This is a genomic window from Bacillus sp. NH11B (assembly GCF_001884205.1).
Lineage (GTDB): Bacteria > Bacillota > Bacilli > Bacillales > Bacillaceae_G > Bacillus_A > Bacillus_A proteolyticus.
The window spans coordinates 55336-81457 of the sequence record NZ_MAOG01000085.1; the positions used below are offsets into that span (position 1 = coordinate 55336).

24 protein-coding genes and 2 pseudogenes are annotated in these 26122 nt (G+C 35.2%); 8 read left to right on the forward strand and 18 right to left on the reverse strand.

Translation table 11 applies throughout. From position 1 onward, the window contains the following. Nucleotides 1–12: 12 nt before the first annotated feature. A complete protein-coding gene (locus BAU27_RS12125; RefSeq protein WP_002094746.1) occupies nucleotides 13–810 on the reverse strand; it encodes a YfkD famly protein in 798 nt (265 codons plus the stop codon). Between the two features lie 81 nt (nucleotides 811–891). Then, on the reverse strand, nucleotides 892–1947 hold the full coding sequence (cax, locus tag BAU27_RS12130) for a calcium/proton exchanger (protein WP_071771002.1): 1056 nt from the start codon (nucleotides 1945–1947) through the stop codon (nucleotides 892–894). Between the two features lie 178 nt (nucleotides 1948–2125). Here cax and BAU27_RS12135 point away from each other — a divergent pair, with 178 nt between their 5' ends. The 3 genes from BAU27_RS12135 to BAU27_RS12145 all read left to right on the forward strand — a co-directional run bounded on the left by BAU27_RS12135 (nucleotide 2126) and on the right by BAU27_RS12145 (nucleotide 3377). Beyond that, nucleotides 2126–2542: a pyridoxamine 5'-phosphate oxidase family protein gene (locus tag BAU27_RS12135; protein ID WP_071745363.1), complete on the forward strand. Its 417-nt coding sequence runs from the start codon at nucleotides 2126–2128 to the stop codon at nucleotides 2540–2542. A gap of 154 nt (nucleotides 2543–2696) precedes the next feature. Next, nucleotides 2697–2843, forward strand: coding sequence for a BH0509 family protein (locus BAU27_RS12140; RefSeq protein ID WP_000817786.1), 147 nt, complete (start codon nucleotides 2697–2699; stop codon nucleotides 2841–2843). 105 nt (nucleotides 2844–2948) lie between these two features. Then, nucleotides 2949–3377 carry an EamA family transporter gene (locus BAU27_RS12145; RefSeq protein WP_002115869.1) on the forward strand — a complete coding sequence of 143 codons (429 nt, stop codon included), beginning with the start codon at nucleotides 2949–2951 and terminating at the stop codon, nucleotides 3375–3377. Between the two features lie 13 nt (nucleotides 3378–3390). On the opposite strand, the gene BAU27_RS12150 is transcribed toward BAU27_RS12145, so the two are convergent. Next, entirely contained in the window at nucleotides 3391–3984 is a 594-nt protein-coding gene (locus BAU27_RS12150; RefSeq protein WP_071771003.1) for a DedA family protein, read from the reverse strand. A 476-nt stretch (nucleotides 3985–4460) separates the two neighbouring features. Here BAU27_RS12150 and BAU27_RS12155 point away from each other — a divergent pair, with 476 nt between their 5' ends. Next, on the forward strand, nucleotides 4461–7217 hold the full coding sequence (locus BAU27_RS12155; RefSeq protein WP_071771004.1) for a tetratricopeptide repeat protein: 2757 nt from the start codon (nucleotides 4461–4463) through the stop codon (nucleotides 7215–7217). 215 nt (nucleotides 7218–7432) lie between these two features. Here the strand turns inward: BAU27_RS12155 and lepB are convergent, their stop codons facing one another. The 3 genes from lepB to BAU27_RS12170 form a co-directional block, all read right to left on the reverse strand. Next, the gene (lepB, locus tag BAU27_RS12160) at nucleotides 7433–7969 is read right to left on the reverse strand and encodes a signal peptidase I (protein ID WP_000983287.1); all 537 of its coding nucleotides are present in this window, start codon (nucleotides 7967–7969) and stop codon (nucleotides 7433–7435) included. Nucleotides 7970–8242: 273 nt separating this feature from the next. Continuing rightward, a complete protein-coding gene (locus tag BAU27_RS12165) occupies nucleotides 8243–8923 on the reverse strand; it encodes a lysoplasmalogenase (protein WP_071745359.1) in 681 nt (226 codons plus the stop codon). A 123-nt stretch (nucleotides 8924–9046) separates the two neighbouring features. After that, complete coding sequence (locus BAU27_RS12170) at nucleotides 9047–9997, reverse strand: DMT family transporter (protein ID WP_071771005.1); 951 nt, start codon at nucleotides 9995–9997, stop codon at nucleotides 9047–9049. 272 nt (nucleotides 9998–10269) lie between these two features. Between BAU27_RS12170 and BAU27_RS12175 the strand changes: the two genes are divergently transcribed. Beyond that, the gene (locus tag BAU27_RS12175) at nucleotides 10270–12195 is read left to right on the forward strand and encodes a heavy metal translocating P-type ATPase (RefSeq protein WP_071771006.1); all 1926 of its coding nucleotides are present in this window, start codon (nucleotides 10270–10272) and stop codon (nucleotides 12193–12195) included. Nucleotides 12196–12376: 181 nt separating this feature from the next. Here BAU27_RS12175 and BAU27_RS12180 read toward each other — a convergent pair whose 3' ends face one another. The 5 genes and pseudogenes from BAU27_RS12180 to BAU27_RS33550 all read right to left on the reverse strand — a co-directional run. Further along, the gene (locus BAU27_RS12180) at nucleotides 12377–13246 is read right to left on the reverse strand and encodes a YihY/virulence factor BrkB family protein (protein ID WP_001224543.1); all 870 of its coding nucleotides are present in this window, start codon (nucleotides 13244–13246) and stop codon (nucleotides 12377–12379) included. A gap of 6 nt (nucleotides 13247–13252) precedes the next feature. Continuing rightward, nucleotides 13253–13768, reverse strand: coding sequence for a DUF4075 domain-containing protein (locus tag BAU27_RS12185; RefSeq protein WP_071745356.1), 516 nt, complete (start codon nucleotides 13766–13768; stop codon nucleotides 13253–13255). Nucleotides 13769–13821: 53 nt separating this feature from the next. Continuing rightward, nucleotides 13822–14271 (reverse strand): low molecular weight protein-tyrosine-phosphatase, encoded by a 450-nt coding sequence (locus BAU27_RS12190; protein WP_302848836.1) that lies wholly within the window; start codon nucleotides 14269–14271, stop codon nucleotides 13822–13824. 178 nt (nucleotides 14272–14449) lie between these two features. After that, nucleotides 14450–15568, reverse strand: a complete 1119-nt coding sequence (locus tag BAU27_RS12195; protein ID WP_071771008.1) for an RNA-guided endonuclease InsQ/TnpB family protein — start codon at nucleotides 15566–15568, stop codon at nucleotides 14450–14452. Then, nucleotides 15531–15620, reverse strand: a pseudogene (locus BAU27_RS33550) (IS607 family transposase); the annotation flags it as partial. The pseudogene BAU27_RS33550 and the gene BAU27_RS12195, both read right to left, overlap by 38 nt. Nucleotides 15621–15776: 156 nt before the next feature. On the opposite strand from BAU27_RS33550, the gene BAU27_RS12200 reads away from it, so the two are divergent. Further along, nucleotides 15777–16001, forward strand: coding sequence for a DUF1128 domain-containing protein (locus tag BAU27_RS12200; RefSeq protein WP_002010236.1), 225 nt, complete (start codon nucleotides 15777–15779; stop codon nucleotides 15999–16001). A 192-nt stretch (nucleotides 16002–16193) separates the two neighbouring features. Further along, nucleotides 16194–18860, forward strand: coding sequence for a cation-translocating P-type ATPase (locus BAU27_RS12205; RefSeq protein WP_071771009.1), 2667 nt, complete (start codon nucleotides 16194–16196; stop codon nucleotides 18858–18860). A gap of 189 nt (nucleotides 18861–19049) precedes the next feature. Here BAU27_RS12205 and BAU27_RS12210 read toward each other — a convergent pair whose 3' ends face one another. From BAU27_RS12210 to BAU27_RS12240, 7 genes are all read right to left on the reverse strand, one after another. Next, nucleotides 19050–20132, reverse strand: a complete 1083-nt coding sequence (locus tag BAU27_RS12210; RefSeq protein ID WP_071771010.1) for a toxic anion resistance protein — start codon at nucleotides 20130–20132, stop codon at nucleotides 19050–19052. 18 nt (nucleotides 20133–20150) lie between these two features. Continuing rightward, on the reverse strand, nucleotides 20151–21782 hold the full coding sequence (locus BAU27_RS12215; RefSeq protein ID WP_071771011.1) for a YceG family protein: 1632 nt from the start codon (nucleotides 21780–21782) through the stop codon (nucleotides 20151–20153). Nucleotides 21783–21892: 110 nt separating this feature from the next. Further along, nucleotides 21893–22684, reverse strand: coding sequence for a TerC family protein (locus BAU27_RS12220; protein ID WP_071745351.1), 792 nt, complete (start codon nucleotides 22682–22684; stop codon nucleotides 21893–21895). 73 nt (nucleotides 22685–22757) lie between these two features. After that, entirely contained in the window at nucleotides 22758–23336 is a 579-nt protein-coding gene (locus BAU27_RS12225) for a TerD family protein (RefSeq protein WP_071745350.1), read from the reverse strand. 80 nt (nucleotides 23337–23416) lie between these two features. Next, nucleotides 23417–24001 (reverse strand): TerD family protein, encoded by a 585-nt coding sequence (locus BAU27_RS12230; RefSeq protein ID WP_000146733.1) that lies wholly within the window; start codon nucleotides 23999–24001, stop codon nucleotides 23417–23419. 23 nt (nucleotides 24002–24024) lie between these two features. Continuing rightward, the gene (locus BAU27_RS12235) at nucleotides 24025–24621 is read right to left on the reverse strand and encodes a TerD family protein (protein ID WP_071771012.1); all 597 of its coding nucleotides are present in this window, start codon (nucleotides 24619–24621) and stop codon (nucleotides 24025–24027) included. Nucleotides 24622–24749: 128 nt separating this feature from the next. Further along, nucleotides 24750–25628, reverse strand: coding sequence for an ROK family protein (locus tag BAU27_RS12240; protein ID WP_071771013.1), 879 nt, complete (start codon nucleotides 25626–25628; stop codon nucleotides 24750–24752). A gap of 208 nt (nucleotides 25629–25836) precedes the next feature. On the opposite strand from BAU27_RS12240, the pseudogene BAU27_RS12245 reads away from it, so the two are divergent. Next, nucleotides 25837–26122, forward strand: a pseudogene (locus BAU27_RS12245) (cell wall anchor protein); the annotation flags it as partial.

Genomic DNA, 26122 nt, shown 5'->3' on the forward strand with positions numbered 1-26122 from the left:
ACGTTTTTCATGTTATTGCGAATGCGATGAAGAAATAAATTTAAAAAACAAATGATCGTGAATTGGAATAGCTGCCCCAATTCCTTGAGATGTAATATTTTTCACGACAAGCCTTTTTTGATTCCCTTTTAACACAAGGTAGACTTCGCCAAATGTTACTTTTCCTTTTTCATTTACTGCTGGTGTATAAGCGTATAAATATCCAAGTTGACTCGGACTAATATTATACACACGCTCATGTCCTGTACCATAACCAATGGTCGTTTTAAATGAAAGTGGCAATTGTACTTTTTCAAGCGCTTTTAAAAGCATCATTTTTTTCACATCTGCAGCATCTTTCATATCTGCTGTTAAATCACCTTCGATTGTCTTTTGGGTTTCTTGTTTATAGCGAAGTGGGTATAAGCGATCCCCTCCGCGATTGTCATATACATTTCGATTCACTTGCTTATATTCCCAGTTAATCGATGTATCTATTGATTCATAATTTAATGCCCATTGACCTAAATAAATTTTTGCTCGATATCCTACCGCAAGTGGTGCATTCGAAATTGTTGTTTCATTAAACATCCGAATTAAATCAGGGTTTTCAATTTTGATATTTGCTGTTTTCAATAGTTCTTGCGCAAACTTACTTGGCTGTAAACGCGGTAAATCTTGTGCGTCATTTGGAAATGTATTATCTTTTGAAATATTTAAAACAGATGAAGGCATTTTTACTTCTACCGTTGTCTTTGCAAAACTACTGTTAGGAAATAATAAAATAAACGAGACCATGGTTGAAAGACATATGCTGTATACTCGTTTCACCTGTCTGGCTCCTTCCTACATAAAGGTATATATACTACTTTGTTTATTGTTTTCTCTGGGCACAATTGTTATGCCTATTTTTCATAATAAATAAAAACCAATTCCCATAATGACATACGCCGCTAATAAAGTGCCTCCTTCAAACCAGTTTGTATCCCCATCATTTGAAATCGCAATCGTTAAGAAAACGGCTGTAATCATGGACACAAGTTCTGGTATTGTAAATACTAAAGGCATCCTTTGTGCAAAGAACATGGATAGTAGTACTAATACAGGAGCAACAAACATCGCGATTTGTAATGTAGAACCTACTGCAATTTCTACTGCGATATTCACTTTATTTTTATACGCCATAATAATCGCAGATGCATGTTCTGCTGCATTACCAACAATTGCAACGATAATAACCCCTATAAATAACTCCGACCAGCCAAACGACTTTGCGACCGTTTCAAAAGTATGTACGAGGGCCTCTGACACATAAGCAACTGCAAGTGTTGCTATCGCTAAAATGAGTAACGCTTTACCTTTGGACCACTCTGGCTCTTCCTCATGCGCTACCTCATCACTTTTATGTTGATATACACCACGGTGCGTAACTAACTTAAATAACAATGCAGCAAGGTACATAATAATCATGATAATAGAAACACCAATACTTAATTGATACGTCTTTCCAGCATCCATCTTCATTGAAAAAATCTCTGGAATAACAAAGGCTACAACAACAGCAAATATTAATAAAGCTGAATTGTGCCTTGCATCATAAACATTGAAGCTTTGCCTTTTATACTTAAGGCCACCTATAAAGAAAGATAACCCTCCTACCAGTAATAAGTTTCCAAGTACAGAACCAGTTAAGGAAGCTAAAACAACTTCTGTTAATCCTGCCTGAAGTGCAAAAATTGAAATGATAAGTTCAACAGCATTACCGAAAGTTGCATTCAATAAGCCACCTATCCGGGGCCCAGAAACGATTGCCAAACTTTCTGTCGCTCTCCCCATAAAACCCGCTAATGCAATAATCGTAATGCAATACACGGCGAACATAATTGTTTGAGGCCAATGAAGCGTTTTTCCAAGTACAGAAAGTGGTACCCCAATCAGCGCTACTATAAAAAATATTTTATTAAACATGCTTTCCATCCTTCCATCGTATGTATTTCTCCTCGATATTATTATTATTCATCTCCTAACTTGTCCGATTTCATCACAATTACGTTTAAAAAATCGGGTTGAAGAAAACAGTATGAAAGATATTTAAATTGTTTTGTGTAGACGAAACAATTACAAATTATGAAAAGAGGTTACAAGCATGCACTTAAAAGAAAAAATCGCAACTATTATTCAAGGTCAACGCACTGGTGTATTATCTACTGTACGTAACGATAAGCCACATAGTGCCTTCATGATGTTTTTCCACGAAGATTTTGTACTATATGTTGCAACAGATCGAAATTCAAAAAAAATAGCAGATATTGAAAAAAATCCAAATGTACATGCACTACTTGGACGTGAAGGAAAAAAATTAGATGAAGATTATATTGAAGTTGAAGGATTAGCTTCAATCGAGGAAGACTCCACATTAAAAAACAAGTTTTGGAATAATAGCTTAAAACGTTGGTTACTCGGCCCTGAAGACCCTAATTACGTATTAATAAAAATCAATCCCGATACAATTTATTACATCGATGGTGCTGGTACGACGGAGCCCGAGTTTTTACGACTATAAAACAAAACAAGCCCCCTTTAGGTGGGCTTGTTTTGTCGAAAAGTTCTTCTGAAAAAAATAATAAAATAGGTGGAACTTTCTAAAGATTCTGTTATATAATAGCAGTAACTTAAATAAACTGTATTAAAACAGATTGAGGGGAGAAATAAAATTGATGAAAAGAGAAGAACGAAAAAACATGATTGAGTTTATCGAAAAGAAAAAAGGGATTGAACGTGACGAATTATTATTTATGACTGATGATGAAGTAGAGCATATTTATAATGTAACGTACTTTTTATATGAGGAAATTGCAGAGTAGTATAATAATCCCCACCTTATTAAAAATATAAGGTGGGGATTATTTCGTTTTTATACATGAGAATGATTTTCATGTATAATAATGTAAGATTGGAGGAATTTTACTATGAGCTCATGGCTATTATTCGCACTATTATCAGCAATTGCTGCTGCCCTCGTATCTATTTTTGGAAAAATCGGCTTAGATGGAATCGATGCCAACGTCGCAACGACGATTCGTTCTATTATTATGGCACTATTTATGGTAGGAGTTATTATTATACAAGGTAAATTTCAAAATATCGGTGATGTCCTCCTAAATAAAAAAGCACTGCTATTTATCACATTAAGTGGAATCGCTGGTGCTTCGTCATGGCTATTTTATTTTCTTGCATTAAAAACAGGAAAAGTCTCACAAGTAGCACCTATCGATAAATTAAGTGTAGTATTTTCCATTATTCTCGCGATGATTATACTCGGTGAAAAGTTAAACTTTATGACTGGTATTGGTGTAGTCTTTATTACAGCTGGTGTATTATTTATTGCTTTCAGCTAAAAAACCGCTATTATTAGCGGTTTTTTCTTTTCCTTATGTAAATCCACACAATCAATGCTACAATTGCCGAAACTAATAAAATCCATATTCCATAATGATGTAAACTATATTCAACGAAGCGCCACTTCTCTCCTAGTTTCCAACCTAGGCCAATAAAAACACTTATCCAAATTAGTGCACCACCGTAAGCATACAGACAAAAACGCCACCATGTTAAATTCGAAACCCCAGCAAAATATGCTGTTAAGTGACGTACTCCCGGTATAAAGTAGCCAATCATTAAAAGAAACGGACCGTATTTTTCAAATAAAATATGTGTTTTTTCAATATGATGTTCTTTAATTCTAATTTTCGGTCCATATTTTTTTAAAACAGGGAGCCCAAGTTTTAACCCTAATATGTAACTTAATGTAATGCCAAGCATTGCACCTGCCATTCCACTTAAAAAAGCAGCTGTTCCTGACATAACTCCTTTTGAAATGTTATAGCCTATAAAAGTCAATAAAAACTCATCCGGTATAGGTAATCCAACAATCCCGCCAGCTAAAGCTATAATAATTCCAAAATACCCATAATGTGCGATTAACTCGCCAATATGTTGCTCCATTCGGAAGACACATCCTATGCACGATCGTTATTCCATATTGTGCCCGTTCTATCTTCAAGCCAAACATGGTATACATATTCACTATACATTGTTTTTATAATGAACTCTACTTCTACTCCGTTCCTTTAACAGAGATTGAATCCGTAGTTTTTTGTCCCTCCCCACCGATTATTAGCCTGCACCAATCGGGATTTTACGGGCAGCAGGGCTCCCACTTAACTTCCCTGCATTCGCTAATTTTTGGAGTAGGAGTCTTACTGCCTATAAATAGCCAGATTAAAAAATAAAAATTCATGGGCTTATTTTTTTGTTACAATAAAGGAAAGTTACTTTTTGCAACGGTTTAACTCTCAGGAAAAATGATATATCTAGCAAAAACATAGTTTGGTCTATATGATGCAACTTCTACCTATTAGAGTAACACGCACCCTTTTACATACAACATCATTTTTCTAAATTATACAGGGGGAACGAACATGACCATTGAAAAACAATTTATCCAAAAGATTTACTATAAAACATTTTTAACAGAAGACTCTTCCATCCCGGTAACGGAAGTACTCGGTGAAGCATATATAAATGAATCAAAAAATGAATTCTCCAATATATCTAATATTCGCTTCGCACAAGGTGAAGTTTATTTTCAAACTAAAGACTTTGAAGCCGCTATATTCAAATGGGAGAAAGTAAATAATGAACTTGCTCTCTGGGCCATGAAGAATATTGCAGATGCTTATTTCGAATTAGATTTCTTACCAAAAGCAGAAGAAATTTATACATCTATCCAAACAGAAGATACAACTCTTACGATGGAAGTTTCCCTACAACTTCTTTCTCTTTATATCGAGCAAAATCGTTTAGGTCTAGCATTTAAGACGATTAGTGAAGCTGTTGCGTTTCAACCGGACTATCCAAATATTACTGCAATCGCTCGATCATTCTATGAAAAACAAGAAGATTGGAATAATGCTATTGAACTAGCGGTTCAAGAAGGAATTCGAACAAAATCATTACACTGGTTTGATACTTTAATCAATTATGTAAACAGAGGCTTTACCAACAAAATAAAACCTGAGTATTTCTATGAATCTTTAAAATCCTTATACGCTATTGATCAAGTTCAGTTTAAAGAACTTGTTATTTCACTTTGGAATAGCTATGAAAATGAATCATTCCATCTACCTTGGATTCAAACAATAAATCACTTATTCTTACATATTGAAGTAGATGCTAATGACGATTGGAATGAAATTTCTACTCGCTATCAAGAGACGTACTTCGAATTGATTACTGGACAACATTTTATGCACGAATTACAAGGACTTGTACCAGATTTATTAACAAATTGGTTTAGTTTAACAAAAGCGGAAGATTCTTTACTTGTCTCCGCAGCAGTATTAGCATGGAATGAAGTTTCACCGACAACCCTAGAATCATTACTTGTAAAAAGTGCAGGTGCCTTACTTTCAAATGCATCAGCTCATTCAAATGTTGATATGGCTGATGTATCAACATTATTTGAAACGATTGCTGTATGGGCTGAGAAGAATGATGTAGATTTAGGTCATCAATTCACACTACTTGTTCGTGAGTTATACGATTTAAACGTTGCACAACTTCTAGTAGCAGGAGCTAACGATTATGATAAATCAGCCTTTATTAACTCTATACTAGGCGAAAATATATTAAATGAGACTGTAACAACTGCAATTACATTTAAAGATGATAGTCAAACTGAAATAACTGAGCTTACAGAGCTAGATATACGAAATATACCAAACTTTGACGAACTTCATAACATACTGGCGGTACCTTCTCAGCCAGAACTAGAAAAAAAATGTATTGAAGTTAAATTACCAAGTAGATTTTTACGAAAAAATAAGTTTTCATTCCTTGTCACACCTACTATGCATGGACAACTTGACAAAAACAGCTCTCATTTCGAATACTTACAGGCAGCAGATAGTCTCATCTATGTACTAAATTCAGCTTCACCATTACATGATGAAGAGCTCAATACATTACTATATATTCGTGAGCAAGTACCTAATTTACAGATTCAATTCATCTTACAAACAATTGATGCGAATACTGGCGAAAACATCACGAACAACATTAAAAAGAAAATACTCGTACATTTCCCTGAAGCACAATTGTTCCCTTATTCTCCTTCCCAAGAGAGTAGTGAACAGCTAGGTAATGTAACAGACTCTATTCTTTCTAACCTTACTCAGCGTAACGTGGAAAAAGAACGCATTGAAAAATTATTATGGTTTATCCAAAAAACAATTGCATACCTTTTAAATGAACGTGTGGAATTAGAAAATACGTTAGTGAAATCAGTCCGCTGGAATAAGCATATTTTAGTAAAACTTGATGGTTTTATTAATAATCTTACTGCCATCCAAAAAGATAAAATTCGTTCTATTACAGAATCTTATCTTTTAACGAAAGAAGAGATTACGCGGGATATACATTCTCAAATCCCTGAATTGTTGCAGAGTTGCTCTGATCTTGTTCAAGAAGATAGTGATTTCAAATTAGTCCATGAAGAACTAAATGTAGCAATGAATGAAAGAATTCAAAAGCATGTACAGCAAGTACTTCTTCCTAAGTTTACTCAGTCTATTCAAGAGTGGATTGAAACTGCTCATAATGAATTCATCCAAGCTCAGGCTTATTTAGATGAAATGGGCGATACCTTTAATAAACTCTATGAGGAAGAGCGTATTAAACTTCCTTGCGATTTCAAATTACTAGATGACTGGGATAGAGATGTTGCAAGAATGACGAACAGAATTACAGTGGCTAACATCAATATTTTATTACGCTTTACACCGACACAATTTTTCTTAAAAAGTGCAGGAAAGCTATTCGGTAATATGCAAAAAAATCAATCTATGCTATCAAATAAATATAAACAATATATTGAAACAGAAGATTATACAGAAGTTGCTCAGATGATTTCAAAACAATTCTTCCTACAATTTGAAGTATTTGAAGGTGCGCTAGAACGTGATATCATGATGTTCTTTAAAGACCCTCTTAGCATATTGAAACAAACTGTAGAAGCGGCTCAACTTGAAATACAAGAAGATGAGCACACTTTGACAAAGCTAAGAACAAACCCAGAAACTTATCATGATCCTTTAACACTATTTAAATTGCAATTGTTACAAAAAAAATTCATGTTAAATATTGAAACCATCGCTTCACAAGAAACAATAAAGTGAAACTTTAATCAGTGAGGATTTTTGTTCATCCCCCCCACTGATTATTAGCCCGCACCAATCGGGCGTTTATGGGCAGTAGATCTCCCATCTAGCTTCTTTGCTCCACCTGAATTTTGAGGTGGGAGTTTTACTACCCACAGATAGCTGGATAAATACAACACCAACTGTTTAAATAAGAAAAACCAAGCAACTAATTCGCTTGGTTTTTCTTATTTTTAATTTACAATTTTCACATGTTCAAATGGATAATATATCGCCATGAGCTTTCCTAATACTTCAGTTCTATCAATGAGTCCTAAGCCGTTCCTACTATCCCTACTAACTAAACGATTATCTCCCATCACAAAAATTTTATTTTTAGGAATTGTAATCGGTCCAAAGTCTTCAGTTAAATTGATAAGTAATTTTTCTGCCTGTTTTTTATTATTATTTAAATACTCTTCGTTTTTCACTTGATGATTAACATATAATTGATCATTCTTCATCTCAATTACATCTCCTGGCAATCCAATAACTCTCTTCACGTAGAAATTATCTGTCTTCACGACAATAATATCCTCTCTCTCATAACTTTCAAATCTCTTGGCAAGTTTATTAATGATTACTTTATCTCCATCTTGTAAAGTCGGCCTCATCGATGCTCCTTTTACAGTCGTAGGAAAAAACAAAAAGATTTTTGCCAAAAACACCAATAAACATGCTATTGCAATTATTTCAAAGAATTCACGCAAACGTTTTTTCTTTTGCATCATTCCACCATCTCATCATCTTTTTATTTTTATTATAAATACTCCAACCGATTAATTTCCACAAAATTCTGAATTATAACATTAGAATATTATAAATATAAAATAATAATCATCGCAAATTTACTATTCTTATATATTACTAGACTGGCATTTTCCTATGAAATTCCTGCTTAGTAAATATACTATGCTGCATAAATTAAACAAACAAATATAGTAGCATAGCAATAAAAAAGATACTCTCAAAATAGCCTATCTACTATTTTTGAGAGTATCTTTTTATAATCCTACATATACAATACACATCTGCGCTGCGACATATGTAAACCAAATCCAAAGTGGTTCATACTTCAGTTTGCGCCCCCCGATATCTGTAACACCGATAATAAAATCAGAAATCACGAACAATAAACCACCAAGTGCTGGTACCCACCATATTCCTGTATTCTCGTAATATAAGGCGAATGCAAAACAAGCCATCCCTCCGACCCACAAACCGTAAATTAGAGCCCCTATCGTAAACAATTTATCCTGTTTTTCATTTCGGATAAAAAAGAACCATCCTATAATTAGAAAGAGTCCGTATACGAGTAAACCAATCCAAAAACCATTCCATGAAATACCTGTTTGTAAAAATGCTTTCACATAGAAACAATGTGCAAGAGCGAAAGTAACCATTCCTCCAATTAATCGATGACCAATTGGAATCAATCCTGCCATAAATAAATCTCCTATAGTTGATAAAGTCATACCAAGTGCAACCCATGTACTATATTCTACCGACGGATCTTGTAACCATATCCAAATTGCACTACCCGTTAAAGAAAAACTCAGAATAAGACGAACCGCTAACGGCAACGGCATATTATTTCTCGTTCTTTTCGTCTGTCCTATTGCATAAATTGCTCCCGTTAAAAAAAGAATAATTTGCCCGACTAACACAATGTAAAGTACATTCATAATATGTTCTCCTCAATAAATGCTTTTTCTATCTTTTTTTCGTTACATATAGCACGTTTTCCTTTTTCTATGCAAAAAAAGAAGAACATTGCTGTTCTTCCATTTTAATAGATTTTCTATTCTCTATGCTACCTGTTTTTCTTGCTCGATTTTTTGTTTAGCCGGAGTACGATTTACTACAATAATTCCCGCTGCGACACATGCTAAACCAAATAGTACGAATGAATGAATTGCTTCTCCTAAAATCATACTTGATAATAACACACCAAACACTGGTATAAAGAACATATACATCGATACTTTTCCTACTTTGTTATATTTCATAATTGTATTCCATATACAGAAACCCGCTGCCGATAAGAAAGATAAATATATAAGCATAAGTATTGCTTGTAGGTTAAATGTAAATGGCATCACTCCGACTTGAAATGCACCGATACATAGTAACCCAATTGATCCAAAAATCATTTGGTATGCTGTCATATACCCAACATCTAATGTTTTACTTCCTTCTTTTGCTAGTATATTTCCATACGAATACATCATTGCTGCCCCAAGAAGTAATAAGCTACCTATTCCAAAATGGAATGATAAGCTTCCGTCACTCGGTACATTCACCAAAATCACACCACAAAAACCGATAGATACTCCAATTATTTTTCTCATATTTAGAGCATCATCTTTATATAAAAAGTGTGCGAGTAAAATTTGAAAGAATGATGATGTTCCTGAAATAATCGCTCCTTCAATTCCTGAACTGTAACTCATTCCAATATAAAAACATATATATTGAAGAAAAGTTTGGAACAAACCAATTTGTACTAACTGCTTTCCTGTCCCTTTTTTGAAATGCATATCTTTTCCTAACGCTTTAAAAAAGAATAAGAGCATTACACCAGATAAGAAAAAGCGATAGCCAGCAAATAATATTTGTTCTCCGACTTCATGTGGCTGAATTCCAAGTTCAGCATAACTTAATTTAATAAAGGGAAATGCGCTTCCCCATAAAAACGTTGCCACTATTGCAGCAATAAATACGCCAATCGGATGGGTGAAAAATTTCTCTGTCTTCAACTTGCTGTCTTCCTTTCCGATCTTTTTATGAACAATATTCATATATACCAAAGGAAGTGCAAAAACACAAGTTTTCCGTTTATAATAGAAACAAAAACATATCATCTCATAAAAACATATGCTATACTGTAGAATAATTACAACATAATAACTATTAAAATCAGATTCAACAGAAATGCTGCTATCCGTTACGGATGGCAGCTTTCGTCGTTTTATAGGGGTTTCGATTTTGATTCTTTTTCTCAATAAGAATTCGGAAGGAGCGAGTAGTAATGAACGCAGAAGTAAAAACATTAAAAGCACAAGAAGATATTTCTCATCCCTCTTTATGGGATACATTAAAGAAACATTATGAACTTATATTTGCAATCGCATCTGGTATTTTCATTTTAGCTGGTTGGTTATTCACAAAAAACGATGCAATAAGTGCAGGTATCACTTTCTATATCCTCGCTTATGTAATTGGAGGATTCGCAAAAGCGAAAGAAGGTATTGAAGACACAATTGAAGAGAAAGAGCTAAATGTTGAAATGCTCATGATTTTTGCGGCTATCGGTGCCGCAGTTATCGGTTACTGGGCAGAAGGTGCTATTTTAATCTTCATCTTTGCATTAAGCGGAGCAATGGAATCTTATACATTAAGTAAAAGCCAAAAAGAAATTTCAGCGCTTCTTGATCTACAACCGGAAGAAGCATTACGTATTTCCAATGGAACTGAGGAACGTATTCCCGTTGGACAATTAGAAATTAACGATATTATTTTAATTAAGCCAGGTGAGCGTGTTCCTGCTGATGGCACAATTCATAATGGTGAAACAAATATTGATGAAGCAGCTATTACAGGAGAACCTATTCCGAATGAGAAAAAATTCGGCGATGAAGTATTTGCCGGCACTGTAAATTTACGTGGTGCTATCGAAGTTAAAATTACGAAGCCGAGCGATCAAACATTATTCCAAAAGATTATTCGTCTCGTTCAAAGTGCACAAAGCGAAAAATCACCATCACAACTATTCATCGAAAAATTTGAAGGAACATACGTAAAAGGTGTACTACTCGTTGTTGCACTTATGATGTTCGTTCCTCATTTCTTACTTGATTGGAGTTGGAATGAAACGTTTTATCGCGCTATGATCTTACTTGTAGTCGCTTCTCCTTGTGCGCTAGTTGCAGCCATTACACCAGCAACTTTATCAGCAATTTCAAACGGAGCGAGAAATGGTATTCTCTTTAAAGGTGGTATTCATTTAGAACGTCTAGCTTCAGTAAAGGCGATTGCCTTTGATAAAACAGGAACATTAACACAAGGAAAACCTACTGTTACAGATGTATATGTTCGAGAAGGCATAGCAGAAAGTGAAGTACTTTCTATTACAGCAGCGATTGAAAGTCACTCTACACATCCTTTAGCAGAAGCGATTGTTAAATATGCAAAACATGCTTACGACATTACGATAAAAAAACCAGAAAACGTTGAAGATGTAACTGGTTTTGGATTAAAAGGAATACTAGAAAACAAAGCTTATAAAATTGGTAAAGCTGATTTTATCGGGGAAGAAATAAAGACATTTCATAATGGCATTTCTGCCTCACTTGAAAAAGAGGGAAAAACTGTCGTTTATATTAGTGATGAGGATGGTATTCTTGGACTAATCGCTTTAAAAGATACCCTTCGTCAAGAAACGATATCTGCTATTCTTGATTTGCAAAGCATTGGTGTAGAAGCAATCATGATTACTGGTGATAATGAAGAAACAGCAAAAGCAATTGCCCATGAAAGTAATATAAAAGAATATTACGCATCATGTTTACCCGAAACGAAAGTTGAAACGATAAAGCAGTTAAAAGAAAAGTACGGCATAGTCGCCATGGTTGGAGATGGTATAAACGATGCACCTGCCCTCGCTACTGCTAGTATTGGTGTTGCAATGGGTGAAGGAACAGACGTGGCATTAGAGACTGCAGACGTTGTTCTCATGAAGAACGAATTATCTCGTCTCTCTCAAGCAATCCGTTTATCAAAACGAATGAACCGTATTGTGAAGCAAAATGTAATCTTTTCTCTAGCTGTAATTGCAATGCTGATTTGTTCTAACTTCTTGCAATTTTTAGCTCTTCCATTCGGTGTTATTGGCCATGAAGGAAGTACAATTCTTGTCATTTTAAATGGTTTGCGATTATTAAAAGGAAATAAATAAAACGGGTCCCTCATAGAGGACCCGCTTTTTTTAATGGTAGCTATTGTGACCGTTCGCACTGCTGCTCGTTTTATGCTTTGGATGCGAACTGCTCTTTTGTTTGTTATTTTTATTATTGTGGTTCTTTTTATTATTACTCATGAAATATCCCCCCTGTTCCCTTTTATTATGGAACAAGAGCTCATTTTTCATTACGGGAATTATTGTCACCCGTTCTATAATGATGGAGTAAACCATTAATTTCACCGCCAAGTAAAATTACCCACCCAGTTAAGTAAAACCATAACATTAAAATAATGATACCACCGAGACCACCATATGTATTAGCGTAATTTGCAAATTTATCTACATAATAGGCAAATGAGTACGATACCACAATCCATCCTACAGTAGCAAATAAAGCCCCCGATATGACTTCTCTTCGCTTTAATTTCCGATCAGGCGCAAACGTATATAAAAAGCTAAATAAGGCGAACAAAACGAAGAAACTCGCTACTAAACGCGTAATACTCCAAACATAAGAAAAACTATCTGATAAACCAATTGCTTTAAATACAGCTGCCCCAATCACTTGTCCAAATACTGGGACGATTAGCGCAAACACAATCATAAAAATTATTGCTAACGTAAACACGATAGATAAAGCTCTTGTTTTAATAAAGGAACGGGTTTCTGTTACATCATAAGCACGGTTAAAAGCATTCATAACCGCATTCACCCCGTTTGAAGCAAACCATAGCATCGATAGTAAACCGAATGATAATAAACCACCATTTTGCTCGTTTACAACTTTATCTACGTTTACCTCAATTAAGTTCATCGCATCTTCTGGTACGTACGGTTCTAATAAATTGAGCACACTTTCTGTTTGAAGGTCAATAAAGCCAAGAAGCGTAATTAAGAAAACAAGCCCAGGAAAAATCGCAAGCAAGAAGAAATAAGCGAGCTGTGCTGCCAAGCCCGCTACATCATCGCGCATCGTCCGGTCATATAAATCTTTCCCAAACGAAAAAGTACGATGTCTTCTTACTTTTTCTATAAATTTTCTCATATATTTTTAAACGCTTTTCTTCTCTTCTTTATTTTGCTTTAGCTCAATGTATGCTTCAGTTTTTTTTTCCTCTGCATTTGAGTCTTTCATAAATAATTCACGCGCTTCTTTCATACCACCATCTTCAGCTACCACTGGCTCTTCTTCCGCTTTAAGCTCATCTACCTTCGGAGATACAGCCTGAATTTCGATCGTTTCTGGTTTTTCTACTAGCTCAACTTTTTTCTTACTAAAAATTTCTTTCGTTTCTTTTAACGTCTCTACAACAGACGGCGTTAATTTTTTAATTTCTGCTACTTTCGCTTTCACTACATTAAAATCAGCAAGTTCGCGTCCTTTATCTGTAACAGTTTGCACTTTTTCTTTTATCTTCGCATTTTCACCAATTTCAATCATCTTTGTTTTTGCTTTTTCTGCTGTATTTTTTACCTTTTCACGATTTTCTTTCTTTAACATAGATACAGCTACACCTGCAGCTACACCAAGCGCAATGTTTCGAGCAATATTATTTTTCTTTGCCATATTCCTTCACCCTTTCATTTCTTATGTTAGAAAGTATTACTTTCTAAGCTTCCTCATATTCCTTGTTCATTTCGAATGAAAGCTAATAGCTTTGCACACCCTTCTGTTACAAGGTCATACACTTCTTGGAAGTTCCCTGTAAAATAAGGGTCAGGAACGTCTGTCCAGCCACCGTCTGGAACAAAATCGGACAGCATACCAATATAGCCTCCAGTTTTACCTAAACTTTTTAAATCTGCTATATTCTTGTTGTCCATGGCAATAATATAATCAAACTTTGTTAAGTCTTCTTTTTCTACTTGCCTTGCTTTAATTCCTTCAAAAGCGACTTCATTTTCTTTTAAAATTTTTTGTGTTCCTTTATGTGGCGGATGACCAATATGCCAATCTCCAGTTCCTGCAGAATCAATGACAATTTTCTCTTCGAGTCCCTCTTTTACGACAAGATCTCGAAAAATCGCTTCTGCCATTGGAGAACGGCAAATGTTCCCAAGACAAACAATACTTGAACTATATTTTTGTTTCTTCCCGTTGCCATAAACTTATAAAAATTTATAAATTATGTTTACTTCCCTGTTCTATGTGTCCAATTTTGCCTAAGCTACTCTTGTTTAGTATAACACTCCGAGGGCGTAAATTCGGATACAACGAATCCTACATATTAGCATTAACGTTTACGTGTTAGTTTGCCAATTGATAACGCGACAAATTGATAGATGCATTCAAATCCCTATCTATCCGAAGACCACAATCACATTGATATAATCGGTCAGATAATCTCAAGTCTTTCTTAATGCTTCCACAACATGAACACATTTTTGAAGATGGATACCATTTATCAGCTTCAATAAATTCAATTCCATATTTTTCGCATTTGTATTGAATTTGTCTCTTAAATTCGTATAAACCTTGCTTTGCTATCGCTTTAGCTAAATGTCTATTCTTCATCATCCCTTTGATATTCAAGGTCTCCATTACAATACGATATGGTTTGGTTTTCACGATATCGTTTGTCGTTTGATGAAGATGATTAACTCTGATATTCGATAATCTTCTATGCAGGTGTCGTACCTTTTTTTCGATTTTTATAATGTTGCTCGTTTTGACGAAACAGTTTCCCTCCTTATTCATTTGATATTTCCGAGAAACTTTACGCTGTAACCTTTGAAGGCGTTTCTCTGCCTGTTTTACTGATTTTGTTTTGTTAATGTTTTTGAACCTTTCACTATCTGAGCATATTGCTAACTCTTTTATGCCAATATCTATTCCGAGTGAAGCATCTGTTAGATTTTCTTTGGAAAATTCTTGTTCAACACCAACTGATACATACCAATACTTCCCGTCAAAACTAACCCTTGGATTAGTATATTTGCAACCCATAAGAAGTTGTTCGGAAGTTTTTATCCAGCCGATTTTTTCAATCAAAATTTGATTCTTTTTCACTTTCAATTTGACATTATCATTATAAAAGGATGGTTTTGATTTCTTTCTACTCTTGAAGCGTGGTTTATCTGATATGCCTTTGAAAAATCTCTTGTATGCGTTGCAAGCATCTTTAACAGCTTGCTTTGTGATATTGTTTGATACTTCATATAGCCAAGTATATTCTTCGGTTTGTTTTAATGTAGTCAACTCTTTACGAATAGTACCATCAGATATGAAGTTTCCACCATTTTTGTGATTTTCTTCTTGCTTCCCCAGTGTCCAGTTGTATGCCCAACGAGCTACTCCAACTGATTTCCAAAGCTGATGCTCCTGCTCTTTAGTGGGCTTTATCCTTATCTTCTTCGCAAGTATCACTATTCATCAGCTCCTTAATCATTTTTTTAGCTTTGTTCGCCCGTTTACCTTCTTGGTGTATTTCTGAATATATACTTATATTATAAACAACCAATTATTAATTATAAAGGAAATCCCTACTAATTTAATAGGATTGAAAAGTTTCATTAACGAAAATGATAAAAAAATGTTAAGATAACCTTATGTTATTTTAAAGGGGGACACTTCGGTGGATTTATCCGTAAAATCAGAAGCAAACGTTGAATATATGGTAGAAGCTATTAAAGAAAAATTACGCATGGTTAATGCTGGAGCAATGAGAGCTGCTAGTTTTAACGAAGAAATGTACGAGGACTTACGTGACATTTATGAGCACGTTATGAAACGTGAAACTTTCAGTATTAGTGAAATGCAAGCTATTACTGAGGAATTAGGTACATTAATTAAAAAATAACAAAGAGCCTCACGTATTCGAGGCTCTTTTTAATTTCAACAAATTCATGACAACTCTTCTCTCTTCCTCCTACTTCCATAAAATACTGTACAATGAAAGTAGAACCTCATCTTAGATTTTTCTCCATACATACTACTCACAAATAATAGCAACACTACCATTGCTAACTGTTTTTACTGGAGGTGCTGACTTATGAGCAATTGGTACAGTAAGACGAAAGATCAAACATTAATCGATTTAGAAACAAATGCACAGTACGGTTTAACCGATGAAATCGTAAATGAACGTTTAAAGCAATATGGCCCTAATGAATTAGCTACAAAACAAAAACGTACTTTATGGCAACGTATTTTCGCCCAAATTAATGACGTCCTCGTATACGTCCTTATTATAGCTGCCCTTATTTCCGCCTTTGTAGGCGAATGGGCCGATGCAAGTATTATTGCACTCGTTGTAATTTTAAATGCTGTTATCGGCGTAATCCAAGAGTCTAAAGCAGAACAAGCTTTAGAAGCATTGAAAAAGATGGCAACACCTAAAGCTATAGTAAAACGAGATGGTGAACTAAAAGAGATTCCATCTGAGCACGTTGTTCCAGGTGATATCGTTATGCTTGATGCCGGGCGATATATACCATGTGATTTACGGCTCATTGAAACTGCGAATTTAAAAGTTGAAGAATCTGCTCTAACTGGTGAATCTGTCCCTGTCGATAAAGATGCAATCTATCACCCTTCCATGCAAAGTGATGAGCAAGTACCACTAGGCGATCAAAAAAACATGGCCTTTATGTCAACGCTAGTAACATACGGACGCGGCGTCGGTGTCGCTGTTGAAACTGGAATGAAATCACAAATTGGGAAAATCGCAACTCTTTTGCATGAAGCTGAAGATGATATGACACCACTTCAAAAAAGCTTAGCACAAGTAGGAAAATATTTAGGATTTGTCGCTGTAGCTATTTGCGTCATTATGTTTCTCATCGGTTTTTTACAAGGAAGAGATACTTTGGAAATGTTTATGACTGCAATTAGTTTAGCTGTTGCAGCCATTCCAGAAGGCTTACCAGCTATCGTTTCCATCGTTCTTGCAATTGGTGTTCAGCGTATGATTAAACAAAACGTTATCATTCGTAAACTACCAGCTGTTGAAGCTCTCGGTTCTGTCACAATTATTTGTTCAGATAAAACAGGTACATTAACTCAAAATAAAATGACCGTTACTCACTTTTATAGTGATCGCACATACGACCAGCTAGAAAATTTGAATGTAAATAATGATGTACACCGTCTATTATTAGAAAATATGGTTTTATGCAACGATGCCTCTTACAGTGCCGACTCACAAACAGGGGATCCTACAGAAATTGCCCTTCTTGTTGCCGGAAGCTCTTTTAACATTCAAAAAGATCATTTAGAAAATACACATGAACGTGTTAACGAATTGCCTTTCGAGTCTGATCGTAAAATGATGTCAACTGTACATACGTACGATGAAAGCTACTATAGCATGACTAAAGGTGCTATTGATAAACTTTTACCTCACTGCACCCATATCTTTATAAATAACAAAATTGAGGTCTTAACAGATTCTGATAAAAATCAAATATTAGAAGCTGCCGGGGCAATGTCTCAAGAAGCTTTAAGAGTACTTTCATTCGCATTTAAACAATATAATGCGAGCGATGTGGATATAAATCATCTCGAAGAAAATCTCATCTTTATCGGTCTTGTCGGTATGATTGATCCACCACGTACAGAAGTAAAAGATTCCATTACAGAGTGTAAAAAAGCTGGCATTCGCACAGTTATGATTACTGGCGATCATAAAGATACCGCCTTTGCAATTGCCAAAGAACTTGGTATCGCTGAAGAAAAATCTGAAATTATGATTGGAACTGAATTAGACAACATTTCAGATACAGAACTAGCAAGTAAAATTAATCACTTAAATGTATTCGCTAGGGTCTCTCCAGAACATAAAGTGAAGATTGTAAAAGCATTACGTGCTGAAGGAAATATCGTTTCGATGACTGGTGACGGTGTAAATGATGCTCCTTCTTTAAAGCAAGCAGATGTTGGCGTAGCGATGGGCATTACAGGAACAGACGTCGCAAAAGGAGCAGCAGATGTCGTGTTAACAGATGATAACTTCTCATCTATCGTGAAAGCTGTTGAGGAAGGTAGAAATATTTATCGTAACATAAAAAAATCAATTCTCTTCCTACTCTCTTGTAACTTCGGAGAAATTATCGCTTTATTTTTAGCCATTTTACTCGGCTGGGCAACACCACTACGACCTATTCATATTTTGTGGGTCAATTTAATTACAGATACACTGCCTGCATTATCACTTGGTGTTGATCCTGAAGATCCAGATGTGATGAAGGAAAAACCACGACATGCGAAAGAAAGCCTATTTAGTGGTAGCGTTCCTTTCCTTATTTTCAATGGCGTTGTCATTGGACTTTTAACGCTAATAGCCTTTATCGTCGGGGCAAAATTCTATACCGGAGATACAAATTTATTCCCTCTTTTCCCAGAACAAATTGATGAAGATGTCCTATTACATGCTCAAACGATGGCATTTGTCGTTCTTAGTTTTTCTCAGCTCGTTCATTCATTTAACTTACGTTCAAGAACGAAATCAATTTTTTCAATTGGGATATTTACAAATAAATATTTAGTCTTCTCACTTCTTATCGGTGTTCTTATGCAAGTTTGTATTATCTCCATTCCTCCTCTTGCCAATATATTTGGTGTACATGCATTAACAATGCGAGATTGGGGATTCGTTCTCTTATTAAGTATCATTCCGCTTGTTGTGAATGAAATTATTAAATTATTTAAGAGAAAATAAAAGGCAATGAGGAATATTCCTCATTGCCTTTTCATTTACCCCGCTATTTGCCAGGCAGTAAAACTCCCACCTCAAAATTCGGCTGGAGCAAAGAGGTTAGGTGGGATTGGGGCTACCCGTAAACGCCCGATTGGTGAAGGCTAATAATCAGTGGGGATGAACAAAACCCCCACTGATTAAAGTTTCACTTTAGCCTTGTAATTCTTTTTTGATGTTCTCTGTTAATGCAGCCATACGCTTACGGCTTTCTTCACGCTCACGTTTATTTTGTTCTTCAATTTGTTGTGTTTCTTGCATACCTCTTGAAATAATGTTCCAAGTATCCTCAAGTGTTTCCATCTTAATACTAGAAGAACCTGATAATCTCGCCACTTCCACACTTTGAGTCGCGATATTTTGTGCATTTTTCTTAAGTAATTCATTTGTACGACGATCAAGTTCCGCCATAGAGTCTGCAACCAGCTTTTGACGTTTTGCATTTACAGCTTGAATAATACCATTTTTAAAGATAGGAATCGTTGTAATAAATGCTGTATTGATTTTACCGATTAATTTATTGTTACCGCGTTGAATCATACGAATTTGTGGCGCTGTTAATAGAGCAACCATACGTGCTTTTTCTAAGTCATCAATACGTTGTTCTAAAATTTCAACAGAGTTTTTAAGCGATTCTAATTCGATACCTGCTAACTGATCATTATTACGTACGCGCTCTTCGTACATTGGAACTAACTCTGTATTTAAACGTTCTAATAACATTTCCCCTGCTACTACGTATTTTTCTAAATCTAAATAATACTTTAAGTTTTGCTCATACAGGCCATCTAATGTACCAATTGATTTTTTCATTTCATCTTGATACTTCGTAATTTCCACGTATACTTTATCCATTTCGCGACCCATTGTCTGATACTTACTAAAGATTTGTTCGATCATTTTATCTGCTTTTTTGAACATGCGTGAGAAGAAACCACTTTTCTCTTCCGCAAAGTCTTTGCTATCAAATCTGTCCATAATTTTACCAAGCTGTTTTAATAATTCACCAGAGTCTTCTATTTTTGATAAAGACATTGTATGTAAAATTTGATCAGCGAAACGTGAAATTTCCATAGATGGTTCTTTTCCAAGCTCGATTAATTCTAATTGATCTTTAATATCTACCGCATTATAAATACGTTGCACTTCCGCATCTTGTCTAAGTTGTAACCGAACATCTTGTGCAGTTTGCTCATTTAGTTCTGTTTTCGAATCTAGTACGACTGGGTTATTCATATGGTATTCTCCCTTTCCTTATAAAAATGGACGAAATAGTCCTTTTATTGTTTGTGATAAATTTTTATAGGCTGATGAACCATGAAACTCAAGGTCGAAATTAACTTCTTCAAGCCAATGTGAATCAAATGCTCCTACTTCAATATACGGTTCAATATCGTTTCTCCCCGTTGGGTTGAAGTGGAATACATCTACTCCAATTTGATTTAAAAACAATAATAAAACAGCATCAGAACGGCTTAATTCTCCGCTCTTCTCATTATTAAATATAACAATTTTCGGTACTTCTTGCGAATAATCAAATTTCTCAAGTTGCTCTAAAATGTTCGGTGGAATTTGAGAAAGCTGTGCAAAAACATAAAGTGCTACATCTTGTTTCGTCTCTTTCGCAATTGGTTTACACATTTCACTTTCGCACGTATGAATGATTGCCTCTGCAATACCATGCTGTAAACCTTCTGGTAAACGTTTATGCGGCCACCAATGACTATTCATAATTAAATCTGGATGTAATTTCCCCCCGCGGTCCAATGCATCTCGATAATGATATTGGAAATTCGCTTTTTGTTCTTTCGTAAACGGAAATGTATTAATTAATAAACTGTTATCAAATGATGTAACAGCCTTTAATCGTTGAAAATATTCTTTATCATTCTTTGACACACCTGATATTTTTGCAAATAAAGAAGGAATATAAATATGCTTGTTTTCAACAAAGAAGGTTGGGCGTACAAATGCCTTTTCTTTCGTAATTAAAAAGAGTTCATCATATGTTGTTTTTAATGTACGTGCTACAGGTGTATATGAACGGAATTGCCACGGCTTATACAGCAGTGAATTATCGTGGTGAAGTACTTGCTCGATTTCTTTTGAAGCTTGATAAGCTACTGTTGCGACGCGCTCACGACGCCGATTGGGAAATGATTCCAATGAAATACGGCCCGAATGAGATACGACAAAAGTCCTTCCTTCCTCATCTATATTCTCAAACCCATCTTTTCCTTCAGGGTGATAATAAAGCACATCGCAGCCGAGCATAATAAGAAAGTATAAGAAATATATACGACTCTCCGTCGCATCACCGTACCAAACGATACGCGGCATTTGTTTCTTATAATTAATCGTAGAGAACCACTTCGTTACGTAATTTTCACTTAATTTAATCATATCGATTAAGAAACGACGGAACCCTTCTGTTTTTAAAGATTGATTATGTTGTTTTTCATACAATTTTAATACCGAAATAAACGTCGTATGTATATAATGCTGTAAGTCAGGATTGTCTACTTGCGGTAATAGTTGTTTTCCAGACAAATGGGCTACAAGTCTATTTACTGTAAGTCCATTCGGTGCTTCTTGATGTAATGTAAAAACTTCTTGAATATGGCGCAGTTTTTCGGGATCAATTACCTTATTTAAATTTTGTTCATGCAAAACCTCGATCCCTTTTGCTTCACTATAATCAAATAACTCATTGAAATATTCATCTACATCATTGGGAACACCAAGAATACGAGTTGCTATATAACTAAATTTCATCTCATTCTCTGTCAGTTCATATTGTGGACGTTTTTCTAAAAGCGCTTCAAATTGCTTTAAATCTGATTCTTTTTTTAATGCACATGGTTGAAGTGTAAAACGTGAAAACACAACAGTTCACCTCCAAAAACATTTACGTTTTTTATAAAGTCTCTCTTCTATTATAAACTATTTTTAGTTATAAAAAATGGGCGCTCGCATAACGAGCAAACCCATTTCAATTATTTATGTTCATTTTTAGTAGCTGCAACTTCTTCTTTAGCTTGTCCAGAATTCTTCATGTAGTGAAGTATAAATGTTGCTCCAAACGCTACAACTAAAATAATAAAGAACGCTGTATGACTTACTTCAATATGAATAACAGACAGTAGCATTTTTACTGCAATAATTAAGATTAAAATATAGGCTGTCGTTTCAAGTTCTGGAATACGCTCTAACAATTTTAAAAATACGCCAGCGATACCACGCATCATTAAAATACCGAGCATTCCACCTAATAGTAAAATCCAAACTTCATTCGATACACCAAACGCAGCAAGTACGCTATCTACAGAGAACGCGATATCCATTAATTCAACCATCGCCACCGTTCCCCAGAAAACACCGAACATTCTGAAGAGAATACTATTTTGGTTCATACCATCAGCTTCCTCTTCTTCTGCATTACCTTTTCGTTTATCAATGAAGTATTTAATTGAAAGCCAAGCTAAGTAAAGTGCACCTAACACTTTTACCCATGCTAATTTAATTAAGTACATTCCAATTCCAATCGCGATAAATCGGAATACATACGCTCCAATAAGTCCATAGAATAATGCTTTTTTACGTTTCTCTTCCGGAAGGTGTTTTACCATTACCGCTAACACAAGTGCGTTATCAGCAGATAGTAACCCTTCAAGTACAACAAGTGTACCGATTAATCCCCAAGATACTGGATCTTGCAACACTTTAATCCACATGTCCAAGTCAAAAAACTGAGCATACGTATCAAGGATTCCTTGCAAAATACTCATCTTACCTTTATCCCCTATTCTTTGCTAGATTTATAGAAAGGTCAAAAAAAGGAAACGAATGTCGTTTCCCTTCTTATGCATCCAAGCCATACGCTCTTACAAGCGCACCTAAGCCACCTTGGAAACCACTTCCTACTGCATTAAACTTCCACTGTCCATTATGACGGTATAATTCACAAAAGACAACTGCTGTTTCAATGGAGAAATCTTCCCCTAAATCAAAACGAAGAACTTCTTCGTTTGTTTCTTCATTTGCTAAACGAACGAATGCATTTGCAACCTGTCCAAAGTTTTGATTACGACCTTCACCATCATAAATTGTAACTGTAATAGCAATTTTATGAACATCTGCTGGAACCTTTTTCAAATCTACAACAAGTTGCTCATCATCACCGTCACCTTCACCTGTACGGTTATCTCCTGTATGTAAAACTGATTCACAAGGAGACTGTAAATTATTATAGAAAATAAAATCAGTTTCCTTCGTACATTTCCCGTTCGCATCTAATAAAAAGGCAGATGCATCTAAATCGAAATCAGATCCACCATCATAAGATTTAATATCCCATCCAAGACCAATTACCGCTCTTGATAAACCTGGGCTTGTTTTAGCTAAATCAATTTTCTGTCCTTTTTGTAATTGAATAACCATGCATATTCACCTCTATATTTTAATTTCAAAAAATATATCCATCAGTAAATATACATTTCACTGATGGATATATAAGTCTATTACTCTACATCTAAACCAAAGTTATTACATAGAGAACCTAATCCACCTTGGAATCCACTTCCGATTGCATTGAATTTCCACTCACCTGCGTGACGGTATAATTCACTTACTACTACTGCAGTTTCAATAGAGAAATCTTCTCCTAAATCGTAACGAATTAATTCTGCATTCTTTTCTTCATCCATAATGCGTACGAAAGAGTTAGAAACTTGTCCGAAGTTTTGGCTACGGCCTTCACCATCATAAATTGTGATTGTGAAGCAAATACGTTCGATATGTGCAGGGACATTTTTTAAGTCTATTTTAATTGTTTCATCGTCGCCTTCACCTTCACCTGTACGGTTATCTCCTAAATGCTCTACAGCACCATTCGCACCTTTTGGGTTATTATAGAAAACGAAATCCTCTGCTCCTGAAACTTTACCGTTAGCACCTACTAAGAAGATACTAACATCTAAATCGAAATCGCTTTGTCCGTCATAACGATTCGTATCCCAACCAAGTCCTACAAGAACTTTCGAAAGACCTGGGTTTGTTTTTGTTAAGTCTACCTTTTGTCCTTTTTTCAATGAAATTGATGCCATATACAATTCCTCCTTGGTTTATCTTATTGGTAACGTGATACAATCTCACTTAAGTTTTTATCTTGTGTTCCTTCTCCAACTGCTGAAAACTTCCATTCATTTCTGTCTCGATACATTTCCCCTGCAATTAAAGTCATTTTGCCAGCGTAATTATCTGACAAGTTATAACGTGCTAATTCTTCACCTGTTTGTGGGTTTTGAATACGAATATATGCATTGCGAATCATTCCAAAATCTTGACGACGATTTACACAGTCATAGATATTTACAACGAATACTAAACGATTAATACGGCTCGGAACTTTATGTAATTCTACGAAAATTGTTTCGTCATCACCAGCACCTTCACCTGTTAAATTATCTCCTGAATGAATGATACTACCACAAGTAGAAAGTTTGTTGCCAAAATAAACTAGATCATTTTTGTTTAAAAAACGATCTCCTTCTAACATAACAACAGATGCATCACAATCTACATTTGGTTTACTTCCAAATAAAGAAGACAGAAAACCACCTGATTGCCCAATTGGATCCCAGCCCAAGCCAACCTGCAGTTTTGCCACTCTCGGTTGTCCTTTCGTTAAATCGATCTTTTGTCCTTTTTCTAAAATAATAGGCATGAAGTTTCTTCCTTTCTACAAAGCATTTTCCGAATCGGAAAATATTGTATTCTTCTCTTATATTGTAGCATTATTTATCTAGTGAGAAAAAGGATAAATTCTCAATTATATGAAAACATCCATATAATTTACTTATGATGATGTAAGAAGTGGTAAATGGAACCAATCATTCCTGCACAATTGCCGCTTTGCGCAAGTTTAATCTCACAATTACTATAAATCTCTTGATTTAAGTATGTTCCTATCTCTTCCTTCACTTCATTTAAGAAAGCATCTCCTCTTTCAGTAATTCCCCCACCAATAATAATCATTTTCGGATTAAAAATATAAGCAAGGTTACTAATTCCAATCGCCAAATGTTTAAAGAAAATCTTCACGGCTTGAGTAACACCACTATCACCCTTATCATATAATTCAAAAATTGTTTTACCATCCCACTCTTCTTCACCTTTATATCTTCGTACAAGATGAATTAATCCCGAAATTGAGGCAACCTCCTCAAAAGTTTTCCCTTCTATTAACATATTCCCCCATTCCCCAGCTCCAAACGAATGTCCACGGTATAATTCCCCATTTATAACAATCGCTCCACCAATCCCCGTTCCAAGCGTGAGCATAATAAAATCACTTTCTCCCCTCCCAGTCCCTTTCCATTTCTCACCAAAGGCTGCACAATTAACATCATTTTCAATAGATACAGGAACTTTTAATATTTCTTGTAATCTCTCAACAATAGAAATATCAGCATAATGTGGAATATGATCCACCCCTCCCGTTATAACTCCTTTATCAATATCAACAATTCCGGCTGTACTAATACCAATTCCGGAAATATCATGTTCAGTCATTAACTTTTTTGATAAATATATAAGCTTTTGAACAATTTGTTCTCCTCCCAAATGAATTTCTGTTGGGATTTTTTTATGCATTAGTACTACCCCTATTTCTGAAACAATTCCATATTTAATTTGCGTACCACCAATATCAAATGCAATATATTCTTTCATCCGTTGCCACTTCCTCTACTGTTATGAGTGTAAATTCTCCATCACTCTACTATTTGTAGGGAATTTACATTAACTCTTTTCTCTCTTTAGAAATACACCACCTTTTTCTATATATAGTTTTTTTTGCATAAAACTCTTTTTCCTATGAAATATTACAAAAGGGATATTTTTTAGATGGAACAATAATTTTTTCTTCAGGAGGAAAACAATGACAAAAATCTTCATTTTAGCATCTACACTTTCTTTATCCTTTTTTAGCGGCTTAAATATTGGTAATGCTGCAACGGAAAACTTCCACCCAATAACAAACGCTATTGTACAAAATAACGATAATTTAGCAGAAGGTAATTCAAAAGATAATAATAAACCTCCAGGAAACAATGGTTCTCAGGACGATAGTGGTTCTGACGGCAACGGTTCTGGTGGCAGTGGCTCTGGTGGCAACGGTTCTGGTGGCAGTGGCTCTGGTGGCAATGGCTCTGGCGGCAGCGGTT